The 24,774-nt window shown below is 40.9% G+C and carries 22 protein-coding genes; 10 read left to right on the top strand and 12 right to left on the bottom strand.

Translation table 11 applies throughout. From position 1 onward, the window contains the following. Positions 1–623 precede the first annotated feature (623 nt). The gene (gene umoD / locus BM329_RS04325; protein ID WP_092549442.1) at positions 624–1,106 is read left to right on the top strand and encodes a UmoD family flagellar biogenesis regulator; all 483 of its coding nucleotides are present in this window, start codon (positions 624–626) and stop codon (positions 1,104–1,106) included. 159 nt (positions 1,107–1,265) lie between these two features. On the opposite strand, the gene mfd is transcribed toward umoD, so the two are convergent. Continuing rightward, on the bottom strand, positions 1,266–4,694 hold the full coding sequence (mfd, locus tag BM329_RS04320) for a transcription-repair coupling factor (RefSeq protein WP_092549439.1): 3,429 nt from the start codon (positions 4,692–4,694) through the stop codon (positions 1,266–1,268). Positions 4,695–4,891: 197 nt separating this feature from the next. Between mfd and lolC the strand changes: the two genes are divergently transcribed. From lolC to cobB, 4 genes are read left to right on the top strand one after another with little or no spacing between them, the layout of a single operon-like run. Next, positions 4,892–6,094 carry a lipoprotein-releasing ABC transporter permease subunit LolC gene (lolC, locus tag BM329_RS04315; protein WP_092549435.1) on the top strand — a complete coding sequence of 401 codons (1,203 nt, stop codon included), beginning with the start codon at positions 4,892–4,894 and terminating at the stop codon, positions 6,092–6,094. After that, positions 6,087–6,791, top strand: coding sequence for a lipoprotein-releasing ABC transporter ATP-binding protein LolD (gene lolD / locus BM329_RS04310; protein ID WP_092549432.1), 705 nt, complete (start codon positions 6,087–6,089; stop codon positions 6,789–6,791). Before lolC ends, lolD begins: the two co-directional genes overlap by 8 nt. Beyond that, on the top strand, positions 6,791–8,038 hold the full coding sequence (gene lolE, locus BM329_RS04305; protein WP_092549429.1) for a lipoprotein-releasing ABC transporter permease subunit LolE: 1,248 nt from the start codon (positions 6,791–6,793) through the stop codon (positions 8,036–8,038). Before lolD ends, lolE begins: the two co-directional genes overlap by 1 nt. A gap of 38 nt (positions 8,039–8,076) precedes the next feature. After that, complete coding sequence (cobB, locus tag BM329_RS04300) at positions 8,077–8,907, top strand: Sir2 family NAD+-dependent deacetylase (protein WP_092549426.1); 831 nt, start codon at positions 8,077–8,079, stop codon at positions 8,905–8,907. A gap of 126 nt (positions 8,908–9,033) precedes the next feature. Here cobB and BM329_RS04295 read toward each other — a convergent pair whose 3' ends face one another. The 7 genes from BM329_RS04295 to rluE all read right to left on the bottom strand — a co-directional run bounded on the left by BM329_RS04295 (position 9,034) and on the right by rluE (position 16,946). Further along, the gene (locus tag BM329_RS04295) at positions 9,034–10,155 is read right to left on the bottom strand and encodes a ribosomal protein uL16 3-hydroxylase (RefSeq protein ID WP_092549423.1); all 1,122 of its coding nucleotides are present in this window, start codon (positions 10,153–10,155) and stop codon (positions 9,034–9,036) included. Positions 10,156–10,278: 123 nt separating this feature from the next. Further along, positions 10,279–11,712 (bottom strand): two-component system sensor histidine kinase PhoQ, encoded by a 1,434-nt coding sequence (phoQ, locus tag BM329_RS04290; RefSeq protein ID WP_092549420.1) that lies wholly within the window; start codon positions 11,710–11,712, stop codon positions 10,279–10,281. Continuing rightward, positions 11,705–12,388, bottom strand: a complete 684-nt coding sequence (gene phoP / locus BM329_RS04285; protein WP_092549417.1) for a two-component system response regulator PhoP — start codon at positions 12,386–12,388, stop codon at positions 11,705–11,707. Before phoP ends, phoQ begins: the two co-directional genes overlap by 8 nt. 638 nt (positions 12,389–13,026) lie before the next feature. Continuing rightward, entirely contained in the window at positions 13,027–14,397 is a 1,371-nt protein-coding gene (purB, locus tag BM329_RS04280) for an adenylosuccinate lyase (protein ID WP_092549414.1), read from the bottom strand. Between the two features lie 51 nt (positions 14,398–14,448). After that, positions 14,449–15,075, bottom strand: a complete 627-nt coding sequence (gene hflD / locus BM329_RS04275; protein WP_092549411.1) for a high frequency lysogenization protein HflD — start codon at positions 15,073–15,075, stop codon at positions 14,449–14,451. 2 nt (positions 15,076–15,077) lie between these two features. Beyond that, on the bottom strand, positions 15,078–16,181 hold the full coding sequence (gene mnmA / locus BM329_RS04270; RefSeq protein ID WP_092549408.1) for a tRNA 2-thiouridine(34) synthase MnmA: 1,104 nt from the start codon (positions 16,179–16,181) through the stop codon (positions 15,078–15,080). 135 nt (positions 16,182–16,316) lie between these two features. Then, positions 16,317–16,946, bottom strand: a complete 630-nt coding sequence (gene rluE / locus BM329_RS04265; protein ID WP_092549405.1) for a 23S rRNA pseudouridine(2457) synthase RluE — start codon at positions 16,944–16,946, stop codon at positions 16,317–16,319. A 140-nt stretch (positions 16,947–17,086) separates the two neighbouring features. Between rluE and icd the strand changes: the two genes are divergently transcribed. Continuing rightward, on the top strand, positions 17,087–18,340 hold the full coding sequence (gene icd, locus BM329_RS04260; RefSeq protein WP_092549402.1) for an NADP-dependent isocitrate dehydrogenase: 1,254 nt from the start codon (positions 17,087–17,089) through the stop codon (positions 18,338–18,340). A gap of 256 nt (positions 18,341–18,596) precedes the next feature. Here the strand turns inward: icd and ghoS are convergent, their stop codons facing one another. Together ghoS and BM329_RS04250 are read right to left on the bottom strand one after the other, a co-directional pair. Continuing rightward, positions 18,597–18,911 carry a type V toxin-antitoxin system endoribonuclease antitoxin GhoS gene (gene ghoS, locus BM329_RS04255; RefSeq protein ID WP_092549399.1) on the bottom strand — a complete coding sequence of 105 codons (315 nt, stop codon included), beginning with the start codon at positions 18,909–18,911 and terminating at the stop codon, positions 18,597–18,599. Positions 18,912–19,242: 331 nt separating this feature from the next. After that, a complete protein-coding gene (locus tag BM329_RS04250) occupies positions 19,243–19,563 on the bottom strand; it encodes a hypothetical protein (protein WP_143101209.1) in 321 nt (106 codons plus the stop codon). On the opposite strand from BM329_RS04250, the gene BM329_RS14355 reads away from it, so the two are divergent. The 3 genes from BM329_RS14355 (at position 19,562) to BM329_RS04240 (ending at position 20,770) form a co-directional block, all read left to right on the top strand. Further along, the gene (locus tag BM329_RS14355) at positions 19,562–19,753 is read left to right on the top strand and encodes a hypothetical protein (RefSeq protein ID WP_143101208.1); all 192 of its coding nucleotides are present in this window, start codon (positions 19,562–19,564) and stop codon (positions 19,751–19,753) included. The genes BM329_RS04250 and BM329_RS14355 overlap by 2 nt on opposite strands. Positions 19,754–20,142: 389 nt before the next feature. Continuing rightward, on the top strand, positions 20,143–20,412 hold the full coding sequence (locus BM329_RS04245) for a CCDC90 family protein (RefSeq protein ID WP_092549394.1): 270 nt from the start codon (positions 20,143–20,145) through the stop codon (positions 20,410–20,412). A gap of 43 nt (positions 20,413–20,455) precedes the next feature. Next, entirely contained in the window at positions 20,456–20,770 is a 315-nt protein-coding gene (locus tag BM329_RS04240; RefSeq protein WP_092549391.1) for a transcriptional regulator, read from the top strand. Between the two features lie 199 nt (positions 20,771–20,969). Here BM329_RS04240 and BM329_RS04235 read toward each other — a convergent pair whose 3' ends face one another. Then, a complete protein-coding gene (locus tag BM329_RS04235; RefSeq protein ID WP_092549388.1) occupies positions 20,970–21,341 on the bottom strand; it encodes a hypothetical protein in 372 nt (123 codons plus the stop codon). Between the two features lie 115 nt (positions 21,342–21,456). Further along, complete coding sequence (locus BM329_RS04230) at positions 21,457–21,918, bottom strand: PliI family lysozyme inhibitor of I-type lysozyme (RefSeq protein WP_245759006.1); 462 nt, start codon at positions 21,916–21,918, stop codon at positions 21,457–21,459. A 1,323-nt stretch (positions 21,919–23,241) separates the two neighbouring features. Between BM329_RS04230 and BM329_RS04220 the strand changes: the two genes are divergently transcribed. Next, entirely contained in the window at positions 23,242–24,690 is a 1,449-nt protein-coding gene (locus tag BM329_RS04220; RefSeq protein ID WP_092549382.1) for an alanine/glycine:cation symporter family protein, read from the top strand. Positions 24,691–24,774: the final 84 nt, after the last annotated feature.

Raw genomic sequence — 24,774 nt, 5'->3', positions numbered from 1 at the left:
AGATAGGCCATTGATTCCTTTCATTATATTAATTGTTATACCCAATGGATTTCAAGTTGCATCGCGACGGCAAGAGAGCAAATCCCCGGGAGCATAGATAACTATGTGACCGGGGTGAGCGAGCGCAGCCAACAAAGAGGCAGTTTGAAAGACGAAGTGTATATGCAGGTCATAATTATTCTTATCTAAATTTATCGAGCTTATTAATTATAATTAATAAGCTTTGTCTGAATTAAATGCAAGTATCCAAGTTATATGATGGAAAAGATAAACTTGAAAGATAACGGGTATATTAATATATTTAATTAATCGTTGTAATAAAGCTTGTTTTAGTTAGGTTACTGTAGCATTACAATCTTGATCTAATTGTCAGGATTAGAGATTATCTTACGATGCTTTTTATTTTCCATTTTGAATCAGGCGCGTATTCAGATAAAAGTAATAGATATTGAACGCACTAAACGTCTTCCAGGATGATTAATCAATGGTTTTATTATATTAGGATAATGGAATAGGAATTTTCTTAAATAATGAGTTGAGCGCATTTTTAGTCCCCTTCTAATATAGGGGACATATTTGCTAATTAAAATGTGTAGAAAGTTATTAATATATCAAGGTGCTATGTGATTAAACTAAAGATAAGACAGTATGTAATTGGTTTTATAATTACTATTATTGTCACCATTGGTGCAGCAACGTTTTTTCTGAAATCTCCATATCCTAACGTCGCACAAGTATTATCTTCAAACCCTATCAGATCAAAGATTTCTGTTCATCAATCCTATTGCCATATTACGGTATTCCCTATTCCTATTATGGTTAAAAACATTGCAGCTAATCATTTGCTTGAGTATGAATATAGTGTATTAACTCTTCTTGATCACCTTAAAGTAAAGAAGGAATACCCTGCTTTGAACCATTCAACATTAAAAAATTGCATACCAATTGTTTTTAATCAGGTGCGTATTGTTGGATATGATGTAAGGTATTTGATTGGTGAAAAGCCCGGGTTACCGGGAAAAATTAGAATGCCATATGATCCGGAGAAAACGATTCCTTTAAATGAAAAAGGTCAATTAATCATCGAACCACTCTTAGGCCAGTAATGTTTCGTTGTTCAAAGGTAAAAATTTGGGTACTGATTACCTTGGTTTTTTGCATGCAGTTCGCATAAGACGAAAGTCACGAACTGCATTATCATAGGGGTAAATTAAACTTTCATTTCTTTAATCATAGCTTCAATTCCATTGACTATATATTTGATTTTATTCAAAAATATCCAATAATTGCTGGATAAAAGATAATCGAGCCGCCCGTTCAGTTAATTCAGTAATGAATTTCAGTTTAGAAGGGCCGTCCAGTCGGTAAACATCGGGCTGTGTCTGTAATAATCCAATCAGGTAATGAGTATCGATTTTATTGTTATTACCAAATTCGATGAAACCACCTTTTTCATGCGCTTCAATACGCTTGATACCCAATTTCTGAGCTAACAGGCGAATGGAAGCCGATTGTAACAAGTGGCGCCCGGGATCGGGTAGTAGACCAAATCGGTCAATAAGTTCTATCTTTAGTTCATCCAGTTGATTATTATCCCGCGCACTGGCAATACGCTTATAGAAAGACAGTCGCATGTTCACATCGGGGATATAGTCATCAGGTAGCAGAACCGGCATACGCAGCTCTATATCAGTCTGATTATTGTTTAAATCTTCAAGTGAAGGCTCACGGCCATGCTTAAGGGCGTCTACAGCACTTTCCAGTAATTCCATGTAGAGGGTGAAGCCGATACTGGCCATTTGTCCACTTTGGTCTTCACCCAATAATTCACCTGCTCCCCTGATTTCCAGATCGTGAGTAGCCAGTGCAAAACCGGCACCTAAGTCTTCAAGGGATGCAATGGCTTCCAGCCGTTTTTGGGCATCTTTGGTCATCGCTTTTGGAGGAGGGGTCAGCAAATAAGCATAGGCTTGATGGTGTGAACGCCCGACCCGCCCTCGTAGCTGATGCAACTGAGCCAGTCCTAAATGGTCAGCTCGTTCAATAATAATCGTGTTGGCGTTGGGAATATCGATCCCTGTTTCAATAATGGTAGTACACACCAGCACATTAAAACGTTGGTGATGGAAATCCGTCATAACGCGTTCCAGGTTACGTTCACGCATCTGTCCATGACCTACAACGATTCTGGCTTCGGGAACTAATTCTTCCAGCCGTGCTTTGGCTTTCTCAATATTTTCGACATCGTTATACAGATAATAAACCTGCCCACCACGCAAGATTTCCCGCAGGATAGATTCACGTACGACGAGGCTGTCATATTCACGCACAAAAGTTTTTACTGCCAGCCGACGTGCCGGGGGAGTGGCAATAATCGACAAATCACGCATACCACTCATTGCCATATTGAGAGTACGAGGGATTGGGGTTGCGGTCAGGGTCAGGACATCAACATCTGCACGGATGGCTTTAATACGTTCTTTATGGCGAACCCCGAAGCGATGTTCCTCATCAATGATTAACAAACCAAGATCTTTCCAATGCAGGTCGCTTTGCAGAAGTTTATGGGTGCCGATAACGATATCTACTTTTCCTTCAGCAGCCATGTCAATGACCTGTTGCTGTTCTTTTGCACTGCGGAAACGCGACATCACTTCAATATGTACCGACCAATTGGCAAAGCGATCCCGGAAATTATCGTAATGCTGTTGCGCCAATAGCGTTGTCGGCACAAGCACTGCAACTTGTTTGTTATTGGTAATAGATAAAAATGCAGCACGCATTGCGACTTCTGTTTTGCCAAACCCGACATCTCCACATACCAGTCTATCCATAGCAATAGGTTGGCACATATCATCAAGTACAGCTTCGATGGTTTGTTCTTGATCGGGGGTCGTCTCGAATGGGAAACTTTGACAGAACTGTTGATATTGTTCACGATCGTTCGTGAAAGCAAAACCCGACCTGACAGCACGCTGTGCGTAAACATCCAGTAATTCCGCCGCAACATCCCACACTTTCTCAGCCGCTTTTTGGCGAGCTTTACCCCATGCTTCTCCACCCAGTTTATGCAGTGGCGCACTTTCTTCCGTCCCACCAGCGTAACGACTGATGAGATGAAGGGAGGAGACGGGTACATAAAGTTTATCTTCTCCGGCATAAGTCAGGATAAGATATTCCGCTTTAATACCACCTGCTTCCAGCGTTGTTAATCCTTGATAGCGACCAACACCATGATCAAGATGAACAACAGGTTGACCGTGCCGTAGTTCAGCAAGATTACGAATGAGCGTATCGGTATTGATAGTACGTCGATTATCCTGACGGCGATGAATGATACGTTCGCCAAGCATGTCACTTTCACAGATAAGGGCGAGTTTGTTGTCTTCATCAACGAAACCGTGTTCTGCGGCTCCAATCATTAAGAAATAGCCAGGTTTATCGGCATTTATCAACTGACTTATCTTTACCGGACTGATTTTAATGCGTGACAGTAACTCTTGCACGGATTCACGGCGTCCTTCACTTTCCACCGAGAACACAATTTTGCCGCTAAATTGCTCCATGAAATGGCGTAGTTTATCCAATGGCGCTTTTTGCTGCGCCGAAATAGATAAATCAGGCAGAACCTGATAAGCAAGATTGGTCGTTCCTGCTTTTTGGGGAAATGTTTCGCTGCTGACTAGAATACGAGGCCAGTTTTTCAACTCTGAAAATAACTTATTGACAGGTAACCAGATTTTCTCGGGAGCCAACAATGGGCGCATAGGATCAATTTTGCGATTGTCAAAGCGTTGTTCCGTATCCTGCCAGAAGCGTTCTGCGGCGCTGACTAAATCCTGCGTAATAAACAGGGTATTTTCAGGGATATAATTAAAGATCGAAGGCAAGGGTTGGTCAAAGAATAACGGTTGCCAATATTCGATTCCCGCCGGAAGTATTTTTTTACTGACTTGTTGATAAATATGCTCAGCATCGCGACGCACTTCAAACTGCTCGCGCCATTGGCTGCGAAATAGCTCAATGGCATTTTGGTCGGTTGGAAATTCATGGGCTGGCAATAAGCTGATTTTTTCCACTTCTGCCAATGTTCGTTGTGTATCTACATCAAAGGTACGCAGACTATCTATCTCGTCGTCAAAAAAATCAATGCGATAAGGATGTTCGCTACCCATTGGAAATAAATCAAACAAGGCTCCCCGTGTTGCAAATTCGCCATGTTCAAGTACCTGTTCAACGCTACGGTAACCAGCCTGCTCCAGTTCTGTCCGCAGTTTATCGCGGGAAAGAAGCTGTCCTTTGTGCATGATCAGAGCATGGCTTTTAAGATACTCATGCGGACAGACACGCTGCATCAACGTATTGACGGGCAGGATTAACGCGCCTTTTACCATTGATGGTAAGCGATAGAGAGTGGATAAACGGTTGGAAGTAATTTCTTGATGCGGCGAAAAACTATCGTAAGGCAATGTCTCCCAGTCTGACATCATATTTATTGGAGCGTGGGTGAATTGTTGAATTTCATCGCGTAATCGCAGGGCATTCTGCATATCTTTTGTCACCAGCACTATTGGCCCTGAGTGACGTTCAATGATTTCGGCGCATTCAACAGCACAAGCGGCACCCGTTAAGTGACCTAATTGGCGGATATCACCGCGACGTTCAGGAAGTTGATAACGATATTTTGCTGACATAAGCGTTTGATGTGTTCTCTAAGATTCAGTCCATTCCCAACACATTTTTTACCCAGTAGCTTTACAATAAATACGCTGGCAGGTTGAGAGAAAGTAAAAAAAACCGCAGAACCGGGATTCGGGTGGTTCCATAAAATATTGCTACCCTTTATTATCCTCGAACACTTTGCTTTGGCAACAGGGGCGTAACAGATTTCATGTTCCAATCTGTCTCATTATTTATAGGATTGCGCTATATGCGCGGGCGGGCGGTCGATAAATTTGGCCGTTTTGTTTCATGGCTGTCGGCTATTGGTATCACGCTGGGCGTGGCGGCATTGATTACTGTATTGTCAGTGATGAATGGCTTTGAACGAACACTGGAAGGTAGCATTTTAGGTTTTATGCCACAGGCTATCATTACATCGGAAAAAGGTTCCATTAATCCGGTGGAACACCCGAGCGAGCAACTCTCGGGATTGAAAGGCGTTAACCACATAACTCCGCTTGTGCAGGGAGATGTGGTGTTACAGAGTCCCAGCAATGTTGGTGTTGGTGTCATGTTGGGTATTACGGCTAATGAATATGCGCCACTGGCGGAATATATTGTCGATGTTGATCGCAGCCAACTACAACCCGGACGTTATTTTGTCATCCTGGGCGAAAAACTGGCGGCAAAATTGGGTGTTAAACGTGGTGATCAAATTCGCGTTATCGTGCCGAGTGCGAGCCAATTGACACCGATGGGGAGAATTCCCAGCCAGCGATTATTCACCGTAGCGGGCACATTTTTCGCCAATAGTGAAGTTGATGACACAGAAATGTTGGTTAATCAGCAGGATGCAGCACGATTGTTACGTTATCCCCTCGGTAACATTACGGGATGGCGCTTGTATCTCAATAAACCACTGTCGGTTGATGTACTGAGTCAGCAAAAATTACCGGAAGGGCTGGTTTGGAAAGACTGGCGCGAGCGCAAGGGGGAATTTTTTCAGGCGGTTCGCATGGAGAAAAATATGATGGGATTGTTGCTTAGCCTGATTATCGCTGTAGCGGCCTTTAACATGATTACCTCTCTTTCTTTGTTGGTCATGGAAAAACAGGGTGAAATTGCCATTTTGCAAACGCAGGGGCTAACTCGTCGCCAAATACTGGCAATTTTCATGATCCAAGGTGCAGGAGCGGGCATCATTGGTGCGTTATTGGGAACGGGGTTAGGTCTGCTCCTTTCCAGCCAATTAAATAGTTTAATGCCATTGATCGGTTTGCTGACTGAGGGTATCCAATTACCTGTTGCGATTGATACTCCGCAAGTGGTAGTGATTGCCATCAGCACTATGCTGATTTCCCTGTTATCGACTTTATATCCTTCTTGGCGCGCGGCTGCCACCCAACCTGCTGAGGCTTTACGTTATGAGTAATCAACCCTTATTGTTGTGCCATCACTTGTGTAAAAAATATCAGGAGGGAAAGATTTCTACAGAAGTGTTGAAAAACGTCACTTTTTCCATGCAGCAAAAAGAAATGATGGCGATAGTCGGCAGTTCAGGGTCGGGTAAAAGTACGCTTTTGCACTTGCTTGGTGGTTTGGATTCACCCAGTGTGGGCGAAGTAATTTTTAAAGGACAATCCCTGAATCAGATGTCTTCTTCTGCCCGGGCAAAATTACGTAATAATGAAATTGGTTTTATTTATCAGTTTCACCATCTATTGCCTGATTTTAATGCTTTGGAAAATGTTGCTATGCCGTTACTGATTGGAGGTAAAAAGCGTCAACAGGCTCAGGAAAAGGCATGGCAGATGCTGGCCGCCGTTGGCTTGGAACAGCGGGCACAACATAGGCCCTCTGAGCTGTCAGGAGGAGAGCGTCAACGTGTTGCAATTGCCCGGGCACTGGTAAATGAACCTTCATTGGTATTGGCGGATGAACCGACAGGTAATCTTGACCAGCATAATGCAGACAGTGTGTTTCTGCTTTTGCAAGAATTGAATCAACAGCATGGCACGGCATTTCTGGTTGTGACACATGATTTAAAATTAGCCAGCCGACTGGCTCGTCAGGTAGAAATGTGGGATGGGTACCTACAGGAAGAATTAGCCCTGACGGGGGAGAGGTGATGGCGAATCTGCCTCTTGCATTATTTACTGCATTGCGATTCAACAGAGGTCGTCGCCGTTCTGGCATGGTCTCTTTGATTTCTGTTATTTCAACACTGGGAATTATGCTGGGTGTTGCGGTATTGATTATCGGTCTGAGTGCCATGAACGGGTTTGAACGGGAACTGAATAACCGGATACTTTCTGTCGTGCCACATGGACAAATTTATGCAGTGAATCAGCCTTTTCAGGATTGGGAACCAGCAATTGAACGGGTAAGGAAGACTCCGGGTATTGTGGGGGCCTCTCCTTATATTGAGTTTACTGGCTTGATGGAACGGGGAGAGAAACTTCATGCTGTACAGGTGCGTGGTGTGGATCTCAACTCAGAATCCACTGTCAGTGCTCTGCCTCAGTTTGTGCGTGACGGGGCATGGAAAAGATTCAGTGCAGGAAAAAATGAGGTAATTTTAGGGCAGGGCGTGGCTCACTCGCTGCATGTAAAACAAGGTGATTGGCTGACTGTCATGATCCCGAATAGTGATCCGAGCCTCAAACTGTTACAACCTAAGCGCCTTCGTTTACAAGTAGCCGGTATTTTTCAGTTGAGTGGTATGTTGGATCACAGTTTAGCCTTGGTCCCCCTCGTTGATGCTCAAAAATATCTGGACTATGGTCATGCCATTACCGGTATTGCCATCAAAACGGATGATGTTTTTGCAGCAGAACAGCGTGTATGGGATGCAGGTAATGCCACAGGGAAATATGTGTACATTAGTACATGGATAAAAGATTACGGCTATATGTACAATGATATTCAAATGGTGCGCAGTATTATGTACTTGGCTATGATTCTGGTGATTGGTGTTGCCTGTTTTAATATTGTTTCAACGTTGATTATGGCGGTGAAAGATAAAAGCAGTGATATTGCTATCTTACGTACTTTAGGTGCCAAAGATGGCCATATCAGAGCGATTTTTTTATGGTATGGATCTTTGACAGGGATGACTGGTAGCATCATTGGTGTTGTTGTCGGAATTTTCATATCATTAAATTTGACAACTATCATTAAAGGAGTGGAAAGGTTGATCGGGCATAAATTTCTCTCTGGGGATATCTATTTTATTGATTTCCTGCCATCAGAATTACATGCTATGGATGTTTTTTATGTTCTACTAACAGCATTGATATTAAGTTTGTTAGCCAGTTGGTATCCTGCTCATCGGGCCAGTAAACTTGATCCAGCACGTATTTTGAGTGGTCAATAGTATGCCAGAATATCAACGTCTCTTAAGGAAACAACCATATGCGGGTTCGTTATCGGCACATCAAATTCTGCCGGATTAAACGGCTACGGCGTCAACGATTACATAGACTGAATTTTTACAGGGATATTCGATTGGCAAATAAAATAGAAAAACCCCATGTGGTGGTGGTGACAGGTGCGGGGATCTCTGCTGAGTCAGGTATTCGAACATTCCGCTCTGCCGATGGTCTGTGGGAAGAACATCGAGTCGAAGATGTTGCTACACCGGAAGGTTTCCAGCGTGATCCTGATATGGTTCAGGCATTTTACAATGCGCGTCGAAAACAGCTCCAGCAACCAGAAATCAAACCTAATGCCGCGCATTATGCTTTGGCAGAACTCGAACAGATACTTGGCGACAATTTTCTGTTAGTGACACAGAATATTGATAATTTGCATGAACGAGCGGGAAGTCAACGTATTTTGCATATGCACGGTGAGCTGTTGAAAGTTCGTTGTTGCCAGTCTGATCAAGTGATTGAATGGGGAATAGAATTAACAACGGAAGATCGTTGCCATTGTTGCCAGTTTCCGTCCCAATTACGCCCTCATGTCGTATGGTTTGGGGAGATGCCATTGGGTATGGAGCAGATTTATTCTGCTTTGAGTGAGGCTGATATATTTATTGCTATCGGAACTTCTGGTCATGTGTATCCCGCAGCTGGTTTCGTGCATGAAGCCAAATTATCAGGAGCGCATACGGTTGAACTGAATTTAGAACCTAGCCAAGTTGAAAGCTTATTTGATGAGAAACACTATGGTCACGCCAGTAAAATTGTGACTGAATATGTTCGGTCCTTAATTCATCAATTCAAGGCAGATAAAAGCTGATTTGACGCAATATTTATTCTATTTATCTTCTCCATAAAAAGCACCCCTTAAGTTGAAATATAGCGTCCAACTTTTGGGGTGCAGATCAGTGTTGCCCCTTGCCTTTTACGCGTGAATCCTCACGAATCAATCATTAAAATACCAGTAGCCGCTATTGACTAAGGCCGTAAGCAGACTGATAAAACGAACATCGTCGATGGCATCACCCAGAAGTTGGGCATCGACCTTATTGTGCTTACAAAGTGCATCAGTAGCGTGGATATGAGAAGTATCCATTAACTCTCCGTTGACGAAACATTGGTCACCGATGCGCAGGACGCGCAATCCATTTAAGCGATTGAGTTCTTCACCTTGTTTCAGCAACTCATAAATTTCGTCGTTTTCATAAGGTGGCTCAGGTGGAGCAAGATCCAGCTCATGGCGAGATTGAGAAATGAATTCACCAAACCAATCCTGTAAAGTTTCTGGTTGCTCCAGTAATTCACGCATCATTGAACGCAATGTGGTTAATTCATTTGCCTGAATCAACGCCGGGTTATCACGAAAAGTCAGTTCGGGATCGCTGTAGCGATAACTTCCTAACTCATTTGCCAGAATGTAATCAGCAAACCCGCTGAATAATTCACGGGCATTGGGGGCCCGAAATCCGACAGAGTAGTTCAGTGAATCTTCAAGAGCGTAGCCTTCATGTGGAAAACCCGGTGGAATATAAAGGATATCGCCCGGCATCATTTCCTCATCAATGATTGCCTCGAAAGGATCAACCTGTAATAGGTCAGGATGTGGGCAATGTTGTTTCATCGGCATTTTTTCGCCTACACGCCAGTGCCGACGACCTTTCCCTTGAATGATAAAGACATCGTATTGATCAAGATGAGGGCCGACACCACCGCCGGGTACAGAAAACGAGATCATCAAGTCATCCATGCGCCAATCAGACAGCACACGAAATGGTTTCATTAGTGCGGAGGAGGGAAGGTGCCAATGGTCAACGGCCTGTACGAGTAATGACCAATCTTTCGCACCTAAATGGTCGTAGGTTTCAAATGGCCCATGAGAAACTTCCCAGCGCCCATTTTTCTGGCTGACCAAACGACTATCAATTTCATTTTCCATTGCCAGTCCCGCCAGCTCATCAGGAGATAGGGGGTCAATAAACTGACGAAAACCTTGTTTAATCAGCAATGGTCGTTTTTGCCAGTGGTTTTGCAAAAACGCCTGCCAGTCCAGATTTAGCTGATAATCCATGGTGACATCCTGAAGTGAGAAGTGAATTTCGCGCTATTATAACGAATAGTCAATGACGATATCAGATTTGGTTAAAATATTTCGCGATTGAGCTGGCAATCATCTAATTATCATGTTGTTGAATTATTGTTCTCGAAATACCACTTTCACTTGCGCGCCTCCCAACGGGCTATCCCCAATACTGATATTGCCATTATATTGCTCGACAATTTCAGCCGCTATCGACAGACCCAGCCCTTGTCCTGACCGCAATGTATCAGCCCGTAAACCGCGTTGAAAAATTATTTCGCGCTTATCTGGAGGCACGCTCGGCCCATCATCATCGACAATGATAGTGACAGAATTTTCTCCCATTGTGGCGGTGACTTCAACAAACTCCAGACAATATTTACAAGCGTTATCCAGAACGTTTCCCATGACTTCCAAGAAATCATTTTTTTCACCCAACCACGTAACTTCGGGAGATACATCCAACATCACATTAATACCCTTATGTTGATATACCTTTATCAGGGCACTGATTAGGCTATCGAGTAAGGTTGGAACGGAAGAAATTTGCCTTAACAGCAGATTATGATCGCTGCGCATATTGGCCCGATGCAGGTAGTAGCCAATTTGCTGGGAAATTCGATCAATTTGCTCAAGCATGATAGGTTCAGCTTGTTCAATGGTTGTTTTTTGAGGAGGCCGCAATGATCGCAGGGTTGATTGTAACACGGCTAAAGGTGTTTTTAGGCTATGTGTTAAATCAGAAAGTGTCGTATGATATTTTGCATAACGTTCGCGCTCATTGTTTAATAATGCATTTAAGTTTCTGACCAGCGCTTTTAATTCTGAAGGAGGATTTTCATCAAGTTTTTTCCTCTCTCCTTTTTCTAAAGAACTTATTTGGGTAATTAACGATTTAATCGGCCTGAGGCTCCAATCAGCAGCCAGCCAAATTAATGGGATAACCAGAAGTAAATTGGCTATCAATAAATATCCAAACCACTTCCAAACCTTTGCTGACTCCTGCACGTCCTGTGGAATAATATCAATAATAACGATAGTCATTGCAGGAAGAGTTTCAGTTGCAGAATAAATATTTACGGCGACAGAATATGTTAATAACATATCATCATCGCCTATTTTTTTCGTATCATTTTGATTTGATGTTTGATTATAAATAATCCCCTCTCTCTCTGTGATGTAGGTTTCTAATTCATATAAACCATTTCTTTTCAGCCAGTTAGGATTAAGTTTTTTTTCCAATTCAGGAATATTATTTTGGCGCCAAAGAATATTTCCTTGATTATCATAAATTAGTACTAAGGAGCGGGACTTCATGAGAATTTTTTTTGGAATAATAACTTCCAGTTTATTATTATCCCACTTAGAAAGCATAAAAAATAAATCACTTTGGCTACGGAGTATAGAATAGTTAGTTTTATCAAAACTGACTAAATACCCAGCAATCGCGACAATTCCATATGATAGGGTCAAGGCAAGGATAATAGCCGCCGTTGCCATCAGGAACCGCGTTCTCAGAGAAAAATGATTTTTTAAAAATTTAAACATTATGCTCTTTTACATCAAAGCGATACCCTTGACCACGGACAGTAACAATGACCTCTTCAGGCCATTCATTTAATATTTTTTTCCTCAATCGCCCCATCAACACATCAATTGTATGACTTTCGCGTAATTCAGCATCTGGGTATAACTGGCGCATTAGTGATTCTTTACTGACAACTTTACCGTTATTGCGCATCAAGGTTTCGATAATGGTATATTCAAAAGCAGTCAATTTGATATTGGTGTTATTGATTGAAAACTCTTTCCGAGAAAGATCAATAAGAAAAGGAGAAAGGGCAACAACTTGTGAAGCCAATCCACTATTACGCCGCATTAATGCTTGTATACGAGCGTTAATCTCTTCTAAATGGAAAGGCTTGGTTACATAGTCATCTGCTCCTGCATTTAGCACAGTGACTTTCTCTTGCCAGCTTTCACGTGCAGTAAGTACAAGGATAGGTAAATTAATCTGTTCATTACGCCAGCGACGTAACATACTAAGGCCATCTTCTCCCGGCAACCCTAAATCGACGATAGCAATGTCAGGATGACTTTCTTTAAGATAATAATCAGCCTCTTTGGCATTCTCCGCAGCATCGACTTGATGCCCTATATCCCGCAATTGTACGGTTAAGTGATGGCGAAGTAATGCGTTATCTTCAACGATCAATATCCGCATAGTGATTCCTTATGCTAATCAATAATGTTTACTAAATAAATTTAAAATAGCTAATTAGTCAGTTTCGTCAATAAAGATTAAATGAGATCATAAATATATTATTGGCTAGACTAAGTATAGTCACAATTTATCCTTTATTGGTATGTTAATGAACGGAGCATTTAAAAACAAACATTTAGATTAAAATAACCAATGCATTTACAATTTATTTATATTTTATATAGAATTGCATTCTTGCCAGGTTAGAACTTCACTATCTTTCAGCCCTCAGTTTTATTGGCTTTGTAGGCAAGTTTTCACTATATATATCCAATAGAATTTCGAATTGTAGTACGACGATAAAGGAGTGAGTACAACACAGTTAAAACTTGAAAAACGACGGATATCGTTATCAATGTCCTAACTAACATTGCGAGTTATGTGTTTGAATAATTGATTGAGTAATATTAAAAACAGTAAGCTGAAGAGGTTATTGACTTACCGTTGAACGGTAAATTGAAGTGCACCTTTAAATGGAAATTCTCGTGTTGGGTATGAACGAAACAGATTTCACCCATACCCAAGGGGATAATTTTTTAGCTTTAAGTTACAGCTTGGTTACAGCTTGATTGCAACTTAAAATCTATTGAATAGCAACATTATTTTAATTTGTCGACCAATAAGGCCGCATAACCAATGTAGTTTGCAGGCGTCATAGCTTTAAGGCGTTCTCTTTCCTCTTCAGGAAGTTCAAGACCTTCAATGAAGGTTTTCATGCCTTCTGAATCAACACGCTTACCACGAGTCAGTTCTTTCAATTTTTCATATGGTTTTTCAATACCATAACGACGCATGACGGTTTGAATGGGTTCTGCCAATACTTCCCAGTTGTTATCGAGTTCGTCTAGCAAACGCTGTTTATTCACTTCTAATTTATTCAATCCCTTCATGGTGGATTGATAAGCAATCAACGCATAGCCCAGACCTACACCCAGATTACGCAGTACAGTTGAATCTGTAAGGTCACGCTGCCAACGTGAAACAGGGAGTTTGCTGGCAAGATGCCCCAGAACTGCGTTTGCTAACCCTAGATTTCCTTCAGAGTTTTCGAAATCGATTGGATTAACTTTATGTGGCATGGTGGAAGAACCAATTTCACCCGCAACGGTTTTCTGTTTGAAGTGATTCAGTGCAATATAACCCCATATATCGCGATCAAAATCGAGCAGAATGGTATTGAAACGAGCTAAGCAATCAAACAGCTCTGCGATATAATCGTGGGGTTCAATCTGAGTAGTATATGGGTTCCATTGCATGCCCAGAGATGTTACAAATGACTCGCTGAACTGATGCCAGTCAATCTGTGGGTAGGCAGCAAGATGAGCATTGTAGTTACCGACTGCGCCGTTGATTTTACCCAGAATTTCTACCTGCCCAAGCTGGTGGAATTGGCGCTCCATACGATAAACTACATTAGCCAGCTCCTTCCCAACGGTGGAAGGTGTGGCGGGTTGCCCGTGTGTACGTGACAACAGAGGCAGATCACGGTAGTTATGCGCCATACGTGTGATAGTATCGATTATTTGTCGCCATTGAGGCAGCAAAATTTCTTCACGGGCAGTTTTGAGCATCAGAGCATATGACAGATTATTGATATCTTCTGATGTACAGGCGAAGTGAATAAATTCAGCAACTTGATGCAGAGCAGGAACATGTTCGACTTTTTCTTTCAGAAAATATTCAACTGCCTTAACATCATGATTAGTTGTACGCTCAATTTCTTTGATACGCAATGCGTCCTGTTCATTGAAATTTGTAATAATTTCATTAAGGTAAGCGTTTGCGTCTGCACCAAAAGCAGGAATTTCTTTGATCTCTGCTGTAGCGGCCAGTTTTTGCAGCCAACGTACTTCAACCTGCACACGAAATTTCAGTAAGCCAAACTCACTAAAAATAGCGCGTAGTGCGCTGACTTTATCGCCGTAACGGCCATCAATCGGAGAAACAGCGGTCAGTGAGGATAATTCCATTGGTAGCAACTCCCGGATTTTAATTAACAGTTTTTGTTTAACAATTTTTACTTAGCAATGAGCAAGAATATCTTTTGCTTGTCGGCTCAGGCTTTGACGAGAAAACATAATTTGTAAGCGGTTGCCGCCGACTTGTTTCCATAAAACAACACAGCGAATACCCGCCAATAAAGCGGTTCTGATTTTTGCCTGAATTAATGGATTACGCAATACGTCAGGTGAGCCTGTAACCTGGATGCGAGGCCCTAATGGACTGATAACATCAACATAAATTCCAGCAAGGGCATTGAATATTCCCTCTGACATAGGTTCGAAGTAGGTTTGCTGACGTTCTAACTGGCTGATGCGATTTGCCAGTTCATTGGCTGCAGACTGATTTTTGCTTAGATAGCGCTCCAGCGCCATCAAGCTCAGTACATAGCGAGTCAGATCAGCTGAAACACCCCTGTGCGATGTGTTGAACATGCCCAGCATGGCATCAAGACCAATGCGCAGGTTACAGGCATTGTTGCCAAAAACATCCTGAGTAGATGTAGGGTTCATATTCAAGATACTGTTGACCATTATTTCAAAAGAATCAGTATCACACTGGCCTTCATGGGCAAGTGTTTGTACCAGACGGCCTGACTGGCAGATACCTGCCAATGCCAGTGTAATATCATAATAATTTTTAGCCACAATTACTCCTGTATACGTTGTTCGATCACACCACCGCCAAGACAGATTTCACCTTGATAAAATACGGCTGATTGACCGGGGGTGACAGCGGCAACAGGGCTATCAAAACGAACTTCAATTTTATCTTCGCTCAGGGGAACGACAGTACAAGGAATATCATGCTGACGATAACGTGTTTTCACTTCACAACGAATCTCTGTTTTTAGTGGTTGGCGATCAATCCAATGAAGTTGCTGAGCAATCAGACCGATAGACATCAGGCGAGGATGTTCATGACCTTGGGCGACAATTAGCATATTATTTTCGACATTCTTATCAACAACATACCATGGTTCTTCACCACCATCTTTGGTTCCGCCGATCCCCAGCCCTTTACGTTGACCAAGTGTATGATACATTAAGCCAGAATGCTGACCGATAGTCTCTCCATCCACTGTAACAATTGAACCCGGCTGGGCAGGGAGATAGCGCCCAAGAAAATCACGGAATTTACGCTCACCGATAAAGCAGATACCGGTTGAATCTTTTTTCTTTGCTGTGATCAGACCGATTTCTTTGGCAATGCGGCGTACTTCGGGTTTTTCCAATTCTCCAATTGGAAATAGACTCTTGGCAACTTGCTGATGGCTTAAAGTATATAGAAAATAACTTTGATCTTTATTGCCATCCAGGCCACGGAGCAATTGACTGATGCCCTTTACATCCTGACGGCGGACATAATGACCTGTTGCGATGTAGTCAGCCCCTAAATCTTCAGCCGCGAATTCTAGAAATGCTTTGAATTTAATTTCTTTATTGCAAAGAATGTCTGGGTTGGGTGTTCTGCCTGCTTTATATTCAGCAAGAAAATGTTCGAATACATTGTCCCAATATTCGGCTGCAAAATTGATGGTATGCAGTTCAAGGCCCAATTTGTCACAAACTGCTTGGGCATCAGCAAGATCAACAGCAGCCGAGCAATACTCTTCACCATCGTCTTCTTCCCAGTTTTTCATGAACAGCCCAGCTACCTGATAGCCCTGCTGTTGCAGAAGGTAGGCGGAAACTGATGAATCAACACCGCCGGACATTCCGACAATGACTTTTTTCTGGCTGTTATCTGACATGGATAATCTCACTGCGGAAAAAACAAACGCAATACTCTAACACGTTGGCAGTTTAGGTGCATCAAACGTCTTCATGCTCTTTCAATCAAGAACTTGTTTTCTGCATATACAATACAAGCAACGGTAACGTGTGGACTAAACAAAATTAATTTCTCTCCATTCCCCTGGGGATAATGTTCCCAATTGTATTGAACCCATACTGAAACGGATTAAGCGCAATGTAGGAAAGCCGACATGGGCTGTCATTCTGCGCACTTGACGGTTACGGCCTTCATGCAGGGTAATTTTGAGCCAGCTTACAGGGATGCTTTTCCGTTCCCTGATGGGAGGTGTTCGCTCCCAGAGCCATTCTGGTTCTTCTACCAACTCAGCACCGGCAGGCAGAGTCGGGCCATCTTTTAACGTGATGCCACAGCGTAATTTATTCAGGGCAGATTCATCAGGAATACCTTCAACCTGAACATAATAAATTTTAGCTGTTTTTTTATGTGGTTGCGCCAATTTAGCCTGTAATTTGCCATCATTGGTCAATACTAGCAGCCCTTCACTATCACGATCCAGACGACCTGCGGCATAAACATCAGTAAACGGAATAAAATCTTTTAATGTTGTTCTTCCCATTTCATCGGTGAATTGGGGCAAAACATCATAAGGTTTGTTAAATACTAACACCCGTCTGGGGGCTATTAATTTTTTTGCAGTATTGCCCTTTTTTCTTTGGCTGAATCGGTTAATTTGTGGTTTTTTAAAAGAGATATTTGTCATGATAAGCCATCGCGAAAAATTAGGGTGCGTATTATACCTTAAAACTGTGGCCATTGGCGTTTGCAGAATATTCAAGTAGTATTGACACGTCCCTTACAAAAATTTAACAAGGCATTGCGCTTATTTGAAAGGAGAGGTTAATGGAAAGCAAAGTAGTTGTTCCGACGGAAGGTAAAAAAATTACTATTGATGCCAAAGGTAAATTAAATGTTCCGAATAACCCTGTAATCCCTTATATCGAAGGGGATGGCATTGGTGTTGATGTTACGCCGGTCATGCTTAAAGTTGTTGATGCTGCAGTTCAAAAAGCTTATAGCGATGAGCGCAAAATTTCTTGGATGGAAATCTACACGGGTGAAAAATCCACCCATGTATATGGCAAAGATGTCTGGTTACCGGATGAAACTTTGAATCTGATCCGTGAATACCGCGTTGCCATCAAAGGCCCGCTGACAACACCAGTTGGTGGCGGTATCCGCTCACTGAACGTTGCACTGCGTCAGCAATTGGATCTATATGTCTGCCTGCGCCCAGTCCGTTACTATCAAGGTACGCCAAGTCCTGTTAAGCAGCCTGAATTGACTGATATGGTCATTTTCCGCGAAAATGCAGAAGATATTTATGCGGGTATTGAGTGGAAAGCAGGTTCAGCAGAAGCGGATAAAGTTATTAAATTCCTACAGGATGAAATGGGTGTTAATAAGATTCGTTTCCCTCAACAATGCGGTATTGGCGTGAAACCTTGTTCAGAAGAAGGCACTAAGCGTTTGGTACGTGCAGCGATTGAATACGCCATTGATAATGATCGTGAGTCGGTGACTTTGGTTCACAAAGGCAATATCATGAAATTTACTGAAGGTGCCTTTAAAGACTGGGGTTATGAACTGGCTCGCACTGATTTTGGTGGAGAGCTGCTAGATGGTGGCCCATGGGTTAAAATCAAGAATCCTAAGAACGGTAAAGACATTATCATTAAAGATGTCATTGCAGATGCTTTCTTGCAGCAAATTCTCCTGCGTCCAGCAGAGTATGATGTTATCGCATGTATGAACCTGAACGGCGATTACATTTCTGATGCATTAGCAGCTCAAGTTGGTGGTATCGGTATTGCTCCAGGCGCAAACATTGGTGATGAGTGTGCATTGTTCGAAGCAACACATGGTACTGCGCCTAAGTATGCTGGTCAGGATAAAGTAAACCCTGGCTCAGTTATCCTTTCCGCAGAAATGATGCTGCGCCACATGGGATGGTTCGAAGCGGCTGACCTAATCGTTAAGGGAATGGAAGGTGCAATCGCGGCTAAGACCGTGACTTATGATTTTGAACGCCTGATGGATAGAGCTAAGCTGCTGAAATGTAGCGAATTCGGTGATGAAATCATTTCCCACATGTGATTGATTGTTTAACTGAATAGATAACGGGAGCTTAATGGTTCCCGTTATTTTATTGTTGTAAAAAATCTTTCTGCAAAACCGATCAATTTTTGAGTTCAACTTCGCCACTAAAGTAATCCAATCTTTTTTCTAATCAGCATAATATTTATTTAATAAAAATACTTTTTCTTAAAATATATATTATTGTAGAAATACCATAAAGCTGGTCTCCCAAATCTTTTATGGGAGATCCAGCTTATAAAAATGTGAAACTAAATTAGGATTCGGATTCGGCAGTTAATGAGGATACAGATGCAGAATACAGAAAAGCAGCCCAATCACTATAGCGACAAACAAATATAGAAACAGGTTTTGAGGATAATGGGCTTGCTAACTTTTTAACTTTTTCCCTGATCTCTGCCGCAGAATTTGACGAAATTCCAACGTAAGATCCGGTAGGTAAAGCCATTAATTCTCCGGTATTGTATCTAATTGTGTTCCTAAAATCAATTATTCCCATTGATTCATTCAGGTAACTGTATTCTTTTAAAGTTGCACCAAAGATTTCAACACGAACCATGTAATTAAACATATATAGCCCTCTCTTTTATTTAAGAAAAAATTAGGTTATGTATTTGTGGACTACAGAAATTAGAATCACATTTCCATCTGTTTTTGGGAATGCGGAATGAATATAGCAGATGTTAATATTATCATGTCATATCAATAAATCACAGTAATTTGAGGAAACAGGCATGCAAATGAGAACTAATAGTAACTGAGAATATAAAGTAGACGACAGGTGAGGAATGAATAAAAATGATTTTAAAGTTTTATATTAATAAAATATTTGGATTTAAAGTTCATGGGAGATTTTTAATGTTTATTTAACGCAAGTATATTTTTGTAATAATTCTCAATTTTCAAATTCTATACTCAATGGTTTTGAAGATGCAGCGCGGCGGCAAGGGAGTGACAAATTCGTCGGGAACGAATTTGTTGTGGTCAATAACTTCCTGACACTTTTTTAGCCTCTTCCCACTGCCTTTCATATTCAACGGGAGAAATGCCTCCATTAAAACTATGGGGACGGACGTAGTTGTAATAGCCCCCAAATATTGCGTGATATCCCTTATCGCATCATGGATATCCAGATAACCTTCTGGTGGGTTCCATTCACTTTTCAAACGTCGAAAGACCTGCTCCATCGGCGAGTTATCATAGCAGCAGCCTTTGCGGCTCATGCTTTGGATGATCTTGTTTTGCCAGAGTTTTACCAATATTGATTTTCGCTGTTTATCCGAGGGAACGCCTCTGTGGGCTGTCATGAAAGAGATGAGAGAAACGTTGAGTTATCGTTCTTCTGTTGAGCGCTGGCTGGATGAAATGGTGCGACCGAATAACTTGAGGAATGATAACGAGTGTGCAGGCTGAGTTTTAGCAGTGTGTAATGTGTTCTGCGGTATAACATCAGAAACGATTTTGTTTTTGGGCACCAAAGGCATTTTTCCTAAAAGAGGGGAAAAGTTGTCGCCTGGACTACGCTTATCGCCCAAAAAGCCGGGCGATAAGCTCTGCAGACCAACATAGTGTCGCTGTCCTGCTGGATACCAGGCGATGCTTAAAACCAGAAGGCCTGATTTAGCGTTTGACAAGATTGGCGGTGGCGCGTTTTTTTAGCTGATCTCTTTTCAAATTATCTTTATGGTATAAGATTAAAAATTGTATAAAAATTTTGCCAAATAGCCCCTTTGGTGTTATTGTTGTAGTCAATAAACAGGTAGCTGATAGTCAGCGGCCTATCAACCCCATGAGGATGAAAAATGACAGTCATAACGATGAATATACATAATGCGATTAAATCTCTGAAAGAATCCGGTATGGATGAGGTACAAGCCGAGAAAATTGTAGAAATTATTGCGGATTTACAGAATATAAGTGTAGCTACAAAAGAAGATTTAAGGCAGACTGAAAATAATCTGAAAGCTGATCTTACGTCTATCAAAAACGATATGGATTGGCTGAAAAAATTGATCGTTACAGTTGGGGTTGCGGTTGTTATTGCAGCCATAAAGTATATTTTTATGGGTTGATTCATGTATGGGGCGATTTGCCCCATCTTTAAATGGAAAATGTATGCGCTTAATTGAAAATTACATACCTCCTTCAACAAATGACCTGGCTGATCTGAAATTTAGATTACAATTTACTGGTCAACAAATGGCTGAATTAGCTGGGGTATCTAATAGTAACCAATGGCGAAAATATACGGGGGGGGGGAAACCTCGTGATCTTAACCTACATATTCTATTTTTTATTGCGGCGCAATTGACACTGGATGATGAAAACTTATCCCGTATTTTAAATGAAATGAACAAACTAGGCGCTGAATTTGATCGGTTGAGTGTTGAAGAAAAGTTATCATTACTGAGTCATCAAGGTATAAGGTAAAGCCAGCTAAAATGGTAAGGCGTGTGGTGTTAAAATAGAATAATTGCACTGTAATAAATCGAATTCATTATTTTAACTAAAGGGATTTAATAGCCCTTTAGTTGTTTTCATATCTTATAAAAATATTATATTAATGATGATTTAAATCTGATAGCTCAACAAAATAGAGCGACGACGTGAGTCAGTCGCTCATAAGCATTTATTTGATACTTTGGGATAAAGCATGCCTTGTTTTTTCTTTACATGCTTTGACGGATTTATCCAGTGATTCGTCAAAATTCTGGTTGTTTGGAAATGTCCGCTTATTTTTTCTGACTTCGGTGACAGTTTGTTTGATAGAAGCAATAAACTCATCCTTGTTGCTATGGATTTCTTTAAGATCAAATCCCTTATAATTCAACTTACTGAAAACTCTCTGAGCTATTACATCTGGTGAATCGTTAGTTTTGAATGCATCTACAGAGGCTTTTCCAAATAAATCACAGTAAGTTTCTGCTGTTTTATTGATATTCGCATGAGCGGCATAAGAGAAAAATGGGATAAGGAAAAGTGGCAGTAAAAGACGTTTCATAATTTCCTCTTGATCGACTATGACCATGATAGTGTTGATAATATAAACAATAGTACATTATTAATTGTTTGCGTTGGATCTCAGTGAAAAATCGAACTTATTGAGAATATGTTTATTAGTTTTCCTGTTCCCCACATTTGTCTCTTTTACATAGGGCACGGAGTGATTTTATAGGATCATTTTTACCATTGATGTTAATGCGGACGAGAAGTTTGACATTTTTATCAGTAATTTTGAGAGCATCGACTTCAAGATAATTTCCAGAACCCGCTGAGAGTTTGGATACAACCAATTCTTTGGAACCATCTCCATCAATATCAGCAAAGGTAATTCTCGGTTTATTGTTGTCATCGAACACTGAACCATCCCGGGAAAAAATCTCTCCGGTTTCAAAATCTATGAGTTCTTTATCTCTGAAAACGGCGATGGAATAGCTACCAGCTGAGGCATTTTCCAGATCACCCACTGACAGGACTGCAAACCGTGTATCAGGCAAGTGAATCAATGTCCCATTTTTTGCAATTACTGGTGTTGATAACGATAGGGTGATTAGAGAGAAAACGGCAATATTTTTCATGATGTTACTTATACGCATAAATAATACTCCATTGTCTGCCCATATTCATGGGCTAAGATTTATATCGTAGCACGAATTTTGGAAAACTATATTCCTCATGAAAAATGTCACTCAAAATCTATTTGATATAGGTGGTATTTTGTTCAATTACAAATTAAGTATTAATTAATTTTATTATTTATAGGCGCTTTGTAATAGCGTTCTTGATGATAACGAGATCAATAATAGAGGAATATTTTGTGATGGAGGAGATTTTTGGTGTGATGATTGAATTTTATTTCATTGAAAAGATATCATTAGAATCAGCGGGAGTGGTGACTCCCGCTCCTTTTGTTAACTTCAACATATATTATGCTCTATGTGCTGTTTTTTTCTATTTTTTCGACAATTTTATTGTACTCTTTCCAAACAACCGACACTGGTGAGTTTAAACAACAGATAGAGATTGAACCACCTGTGGCAGGATGGTACTCATACTTTGATTTTCCTCTATAAACTCTTTTTGGCAGTATGTTGTCTGCGGGATTTTTTCTTTTTCGCTCTAACATCACTTATAACCTCGCTTGCAGATTATCTGATAGCCAGATAGTGGAATATTAACATGTCATTAACTTGTTATTGCTGTTTCCTGCTGCAAAAATAACAATCAAAAATTTTAATACGGTATGGTGGCTTTTTCCAACTATCACAGTATTAAAATTTAATAATCTCATTTTGAGAAAAACATTGCTATATGTTTTCAGAAATATTAGAGAGTTCAACATTAAATTTTGTAATTATTTTTATGTTTTTAATTGACTAGGTTATTACAACTTAGGTGATATGACGGAGAGTAACTATCTAAATTTGTTTAATGTACGCATATGACATAGCGCTAATAACTTTAAATTAACACATGTTTTTTGTATGGTTATTATATTGGCGTTGTTTTAAATTAGTTTCATTTTGGTTATAAAATTGCTTCCATTTTAAGTTTGGTTGTTAATTGATTCATATTGTTTGCTTATATTTAGCAAAGAAGTTAGCTCATGCCAATTATTCATAATATACGATTAATAGGCTTGAAATAGGGAATGATGCATTTATGAGTATTAATGTAAATGTTCACGAACGCTAAACTAAATGTAAAAATTTCATTAAAAGTTACCCATTGAAATAGATATTGTGTTACATTCTTTCCGTTTTACTGACTAGTATCTCTGTGTTTCTTGTATACAGCCTTGTGTTACTTGTTAATTATAAAGGAAATTAAGCACAATAAAATTTCGGCGGATACTGCATTATGGTCAGATAATGTTTGCTAATTAGTAAGGGGAAAATATCTTGACGGATCTGATTAACTTCATTAACAATATTCTTTGGGACTATGTACTAATATACTTGCTCCTCGGGGTTGGCCTTTACTTCACATTGCGTTCTGGTTTTATACAGCTTCGTCATTTTGGTCACATGTTTTCAGTTCTGAAAAATAGTAATAAATCAGATAGCTCTGGTATTTCATCTTTTCAGGCTTTATGTACCAGCCTTGCTGCTCGTGTGGGAACCGGTAACTTAGCAGGAGTCGCTATTGCAATTACTGCTGGTGGGCCAGGGGCTGTTTTCTGGATGTGGGTAGTGGCATTTATTGGTATGGCGACTGCCTTTGTTGAAAGCACGCTTGCTCAGTTGTACAAGACGAAAGACGATCAAGGAAATTATCGCGGTGGCCCTGCTTACTATATGGAAAAAGGGTTGAAGAAGCGATGGATGGGGATTCTGTTTTCATTCTTTCTTATTCTCGCGTTTGGTCTTGTATTTAATGCTGTTCAGGCAAGTTCAATTGCGGAAGCGGCTGCTTTTGCTTTTAATATTAAACCATTTTATGTTGGTATTGTATTAGTCATCACTAGCGGTGTAATTATTTTCGGCGGGTTGCGCTCCATCGCCAAAGTCGCGGAATTTGTTGTACCGTTTATGGCGATTGCCTATTTCATACTGGCACTTTGGGTTGTTGGTCACAATATTGAACGTATTCCAGAAGTATTTGCATTAATTATCAAGAGTGCTTTTGGTCTTCAGGAAGCAATAGCCGGAACATTAGGTTATGGCATTTCTCAGGCAATGTTGCAGGGTGTTCAACGTGGATTGTTCTCGAATGAAGCGGGAATGGGTTCTGCTCCAAACGCTGCGGCATCGGCTTCTCCATACCCACCGCATCCGGTTTCGCAAGGCTATGTGCAGATGTTAGGGGTGTTTATGGATACCATCGTTATCTGTAGCGCCACCGCGGTCATCATCCTCTCTTCTGGTGTTCTTAACGAAAATATTACTGCTATCAGCGGAATTGAATTGACTCAGCGGGCACTCTCATCGGCTGTTGGACATTGGGGAACGACATTCATTGCTATTGCTATTTTCTTCTTCGCCTTTACATCTATCATTGCTAATTACGCTTATGCTGAAAGTAATATGATATTCCTTGAGCGTAACCACACTGCGGGCTTATTTATCCTGCGCTTGGCATCACTGGGAATGGTTATGTTTGGCACATTAGCGGATGTTCCTTTAGTTTGGAATATGGCTAATGTATCGATGGCATGTATGGCTACTGTTAACTTGATTGCGATATTCTTGTTGTCAGGTATCGCAATGAAGCTTGTCAAAGATTATAACCAGCAGAGAAAATCGGGGCAGTTACCAACATTCAATATCAAGGATTATCCAGAAATTCAGCAGCAAGTTGAAAAGGGTATTTGGGATAATGATATGTTGAATAATAATCAGAAGACGTAATTGCTGGATATTGGAAGTTAGGGGTTTATATCCAACAGATTTCAGATTATCGCGTAACCAATAAAGCAATATTTGAAAGACAAT

Origin of the sequence: Xenorhabdus koppenhoeferi, assembly GCF_900116635.1 — a bacterium.
Classification (GTDB): Bacteria; Pseudomonadota; Gammaproteobacteria; order Enterobacterales; family Enterobacteriaceae; genus Xenorhabdus; species Xenorhabdus koppenhoeferi.
Note: the sequence above shows the minus strand (reverse complement) of the source record. Positions and strands in the feature narration are given on the sequence as shown.

What these genes read in the sequence shown, in the direction of transcription:
- BM329_RS04230 (WP_245759006.1), bottom strand. Translation starts at nt 21,918, where the DNA reads ATGAAAAATATTGCCGTTTTCTCTCTAATCACCCTATCGTTATCAACA.
- icd (WP_092549402.1), top strand. Translation starts at nt 17,087, where the DNA reads ATGGAAAGCAAAGTAGTTGTTCCGACGGAAGGTAAAAAAATTACTATT.
- lolE (WP_092549429.1), top strand. Translation starts at nt 6,791, where the DNA reads ATGGCGAATCTGCCTCTTGCATTATTTACTGCATTGCGATTCAACAGA.
- ghoS (WP_092549399.1), bottom strand. Translation starts at nt 18,911, where the DNA reads ATGTTTAATTACATGGTTCGTGTTGAAATCTTTGGTGCAACTTTAAAA.
- purB (WP_092549414.1), bottom strand. Translation starts at nt 14,397, where the DNA reads ATGGAATTATCCTCACTGACCGCTGTTTCTCCGATTGATGGCCGTTAC.
- BM329_RS04245 (WP_092549394.1), top strand. Translation starts at nt 20,143, where the DNA reads ATGACAGTCATAACGATGAATATACATAATGCGATTAAATCTCTGAAA.
- mnmA (WP_092549408.1), bottom strand. Translation starts at nt 16,181, where the DNA reads ATGTCAGATAACAGCCAGAAAAAAGTCATTGTCGGAATGTCCGGCGGT.
- cobB (WP_092549426.1), top strand. Translation starts at nt 8,077, where the DNA reads ATGCGGGTTCGTTATCGGCACATCAAATTCTGCCGGATTAAACGGCTA.
- BM329_RS04235 (WP_092549388.1), bottom strand. Translation starts at nt 21,341, where the DNA reads ATGAAACGTCTTTTACTGCCACTTTTCCTTATCCCATTTTTCTCTTAT.
- BM329_RS04240 (WP_092549391.1), top strand. Translation starts at nt 20,456, where the DNA reads ATGCGCTTAATTGAAAATTACATACCTCCTTCAACAAATGACCTGGCT.
- BM329_RS14355 (WP_143101208.1), top strand. Translation starts at nt 19,562, where the DNA reads ATGCTTTGGATGATCTTGTTTTGCCAGAGTTTTACCAATATTGATTTT.
- lolC (WP_092549435.1), top strand. Translation starts at nt 4,892, where the DNA reads ATGTTCCAATCTGTCTCATTATTTATAGGATTGCGCTATATGCGCGGG.
- mfd (WP_092549439.1), bottom strand. Translation starts at nt 4,694, where the DNA reads ATGTCAGCAAAATATCGTTATCAACTTCCTGAACGTCGCGGTGATATC.
- BM329_RS04295 (WP_092549423.1), bottom strand. Translation starts at nt 10,155, where the DNA reads ATGGATTATCAGCTAAATCTGGACTGGCAGGCGTTTTTGCAAAACCAC.
- phoP (WP_092549417.1), bottom strand. Translation starts at nt 12,388, where the DNA reads ATGCGGATATTGATCGTTGAAGATAACGCATTACTTCGCCATCACTTA.
- rluE (WP_092549405.1), bottom strand. Translation starts at nt 16,946, where the DNA reads ATGACAAATATCTCTTTTAAAAAACCACAAATTAACCGATTCAGCCAA.
- BM329_RS04250 (WP_143101209.1), bottom strand. Translation starts at nt 19,563, where the DNA reads ATGAGCCGCAAAGGCTGCTGCTATGATAACTCGCCGATGGAGCAGGTC.
- lolD (WP_092549432.1), top strand. Translation starts at nt 6,087, where the DNA reads ATGAGTAATCAACCCTTATTGTTGTGCCATCACTTGTGTAAAAAATAT.
- phoQ (WP_092549420.1), bottom strand. Translation starts at nt 11,712, where the DNA reads ATGTTTAAATTTTTAAAAAATCATTTTTCTCTGAGAACGCGGTTCCTG.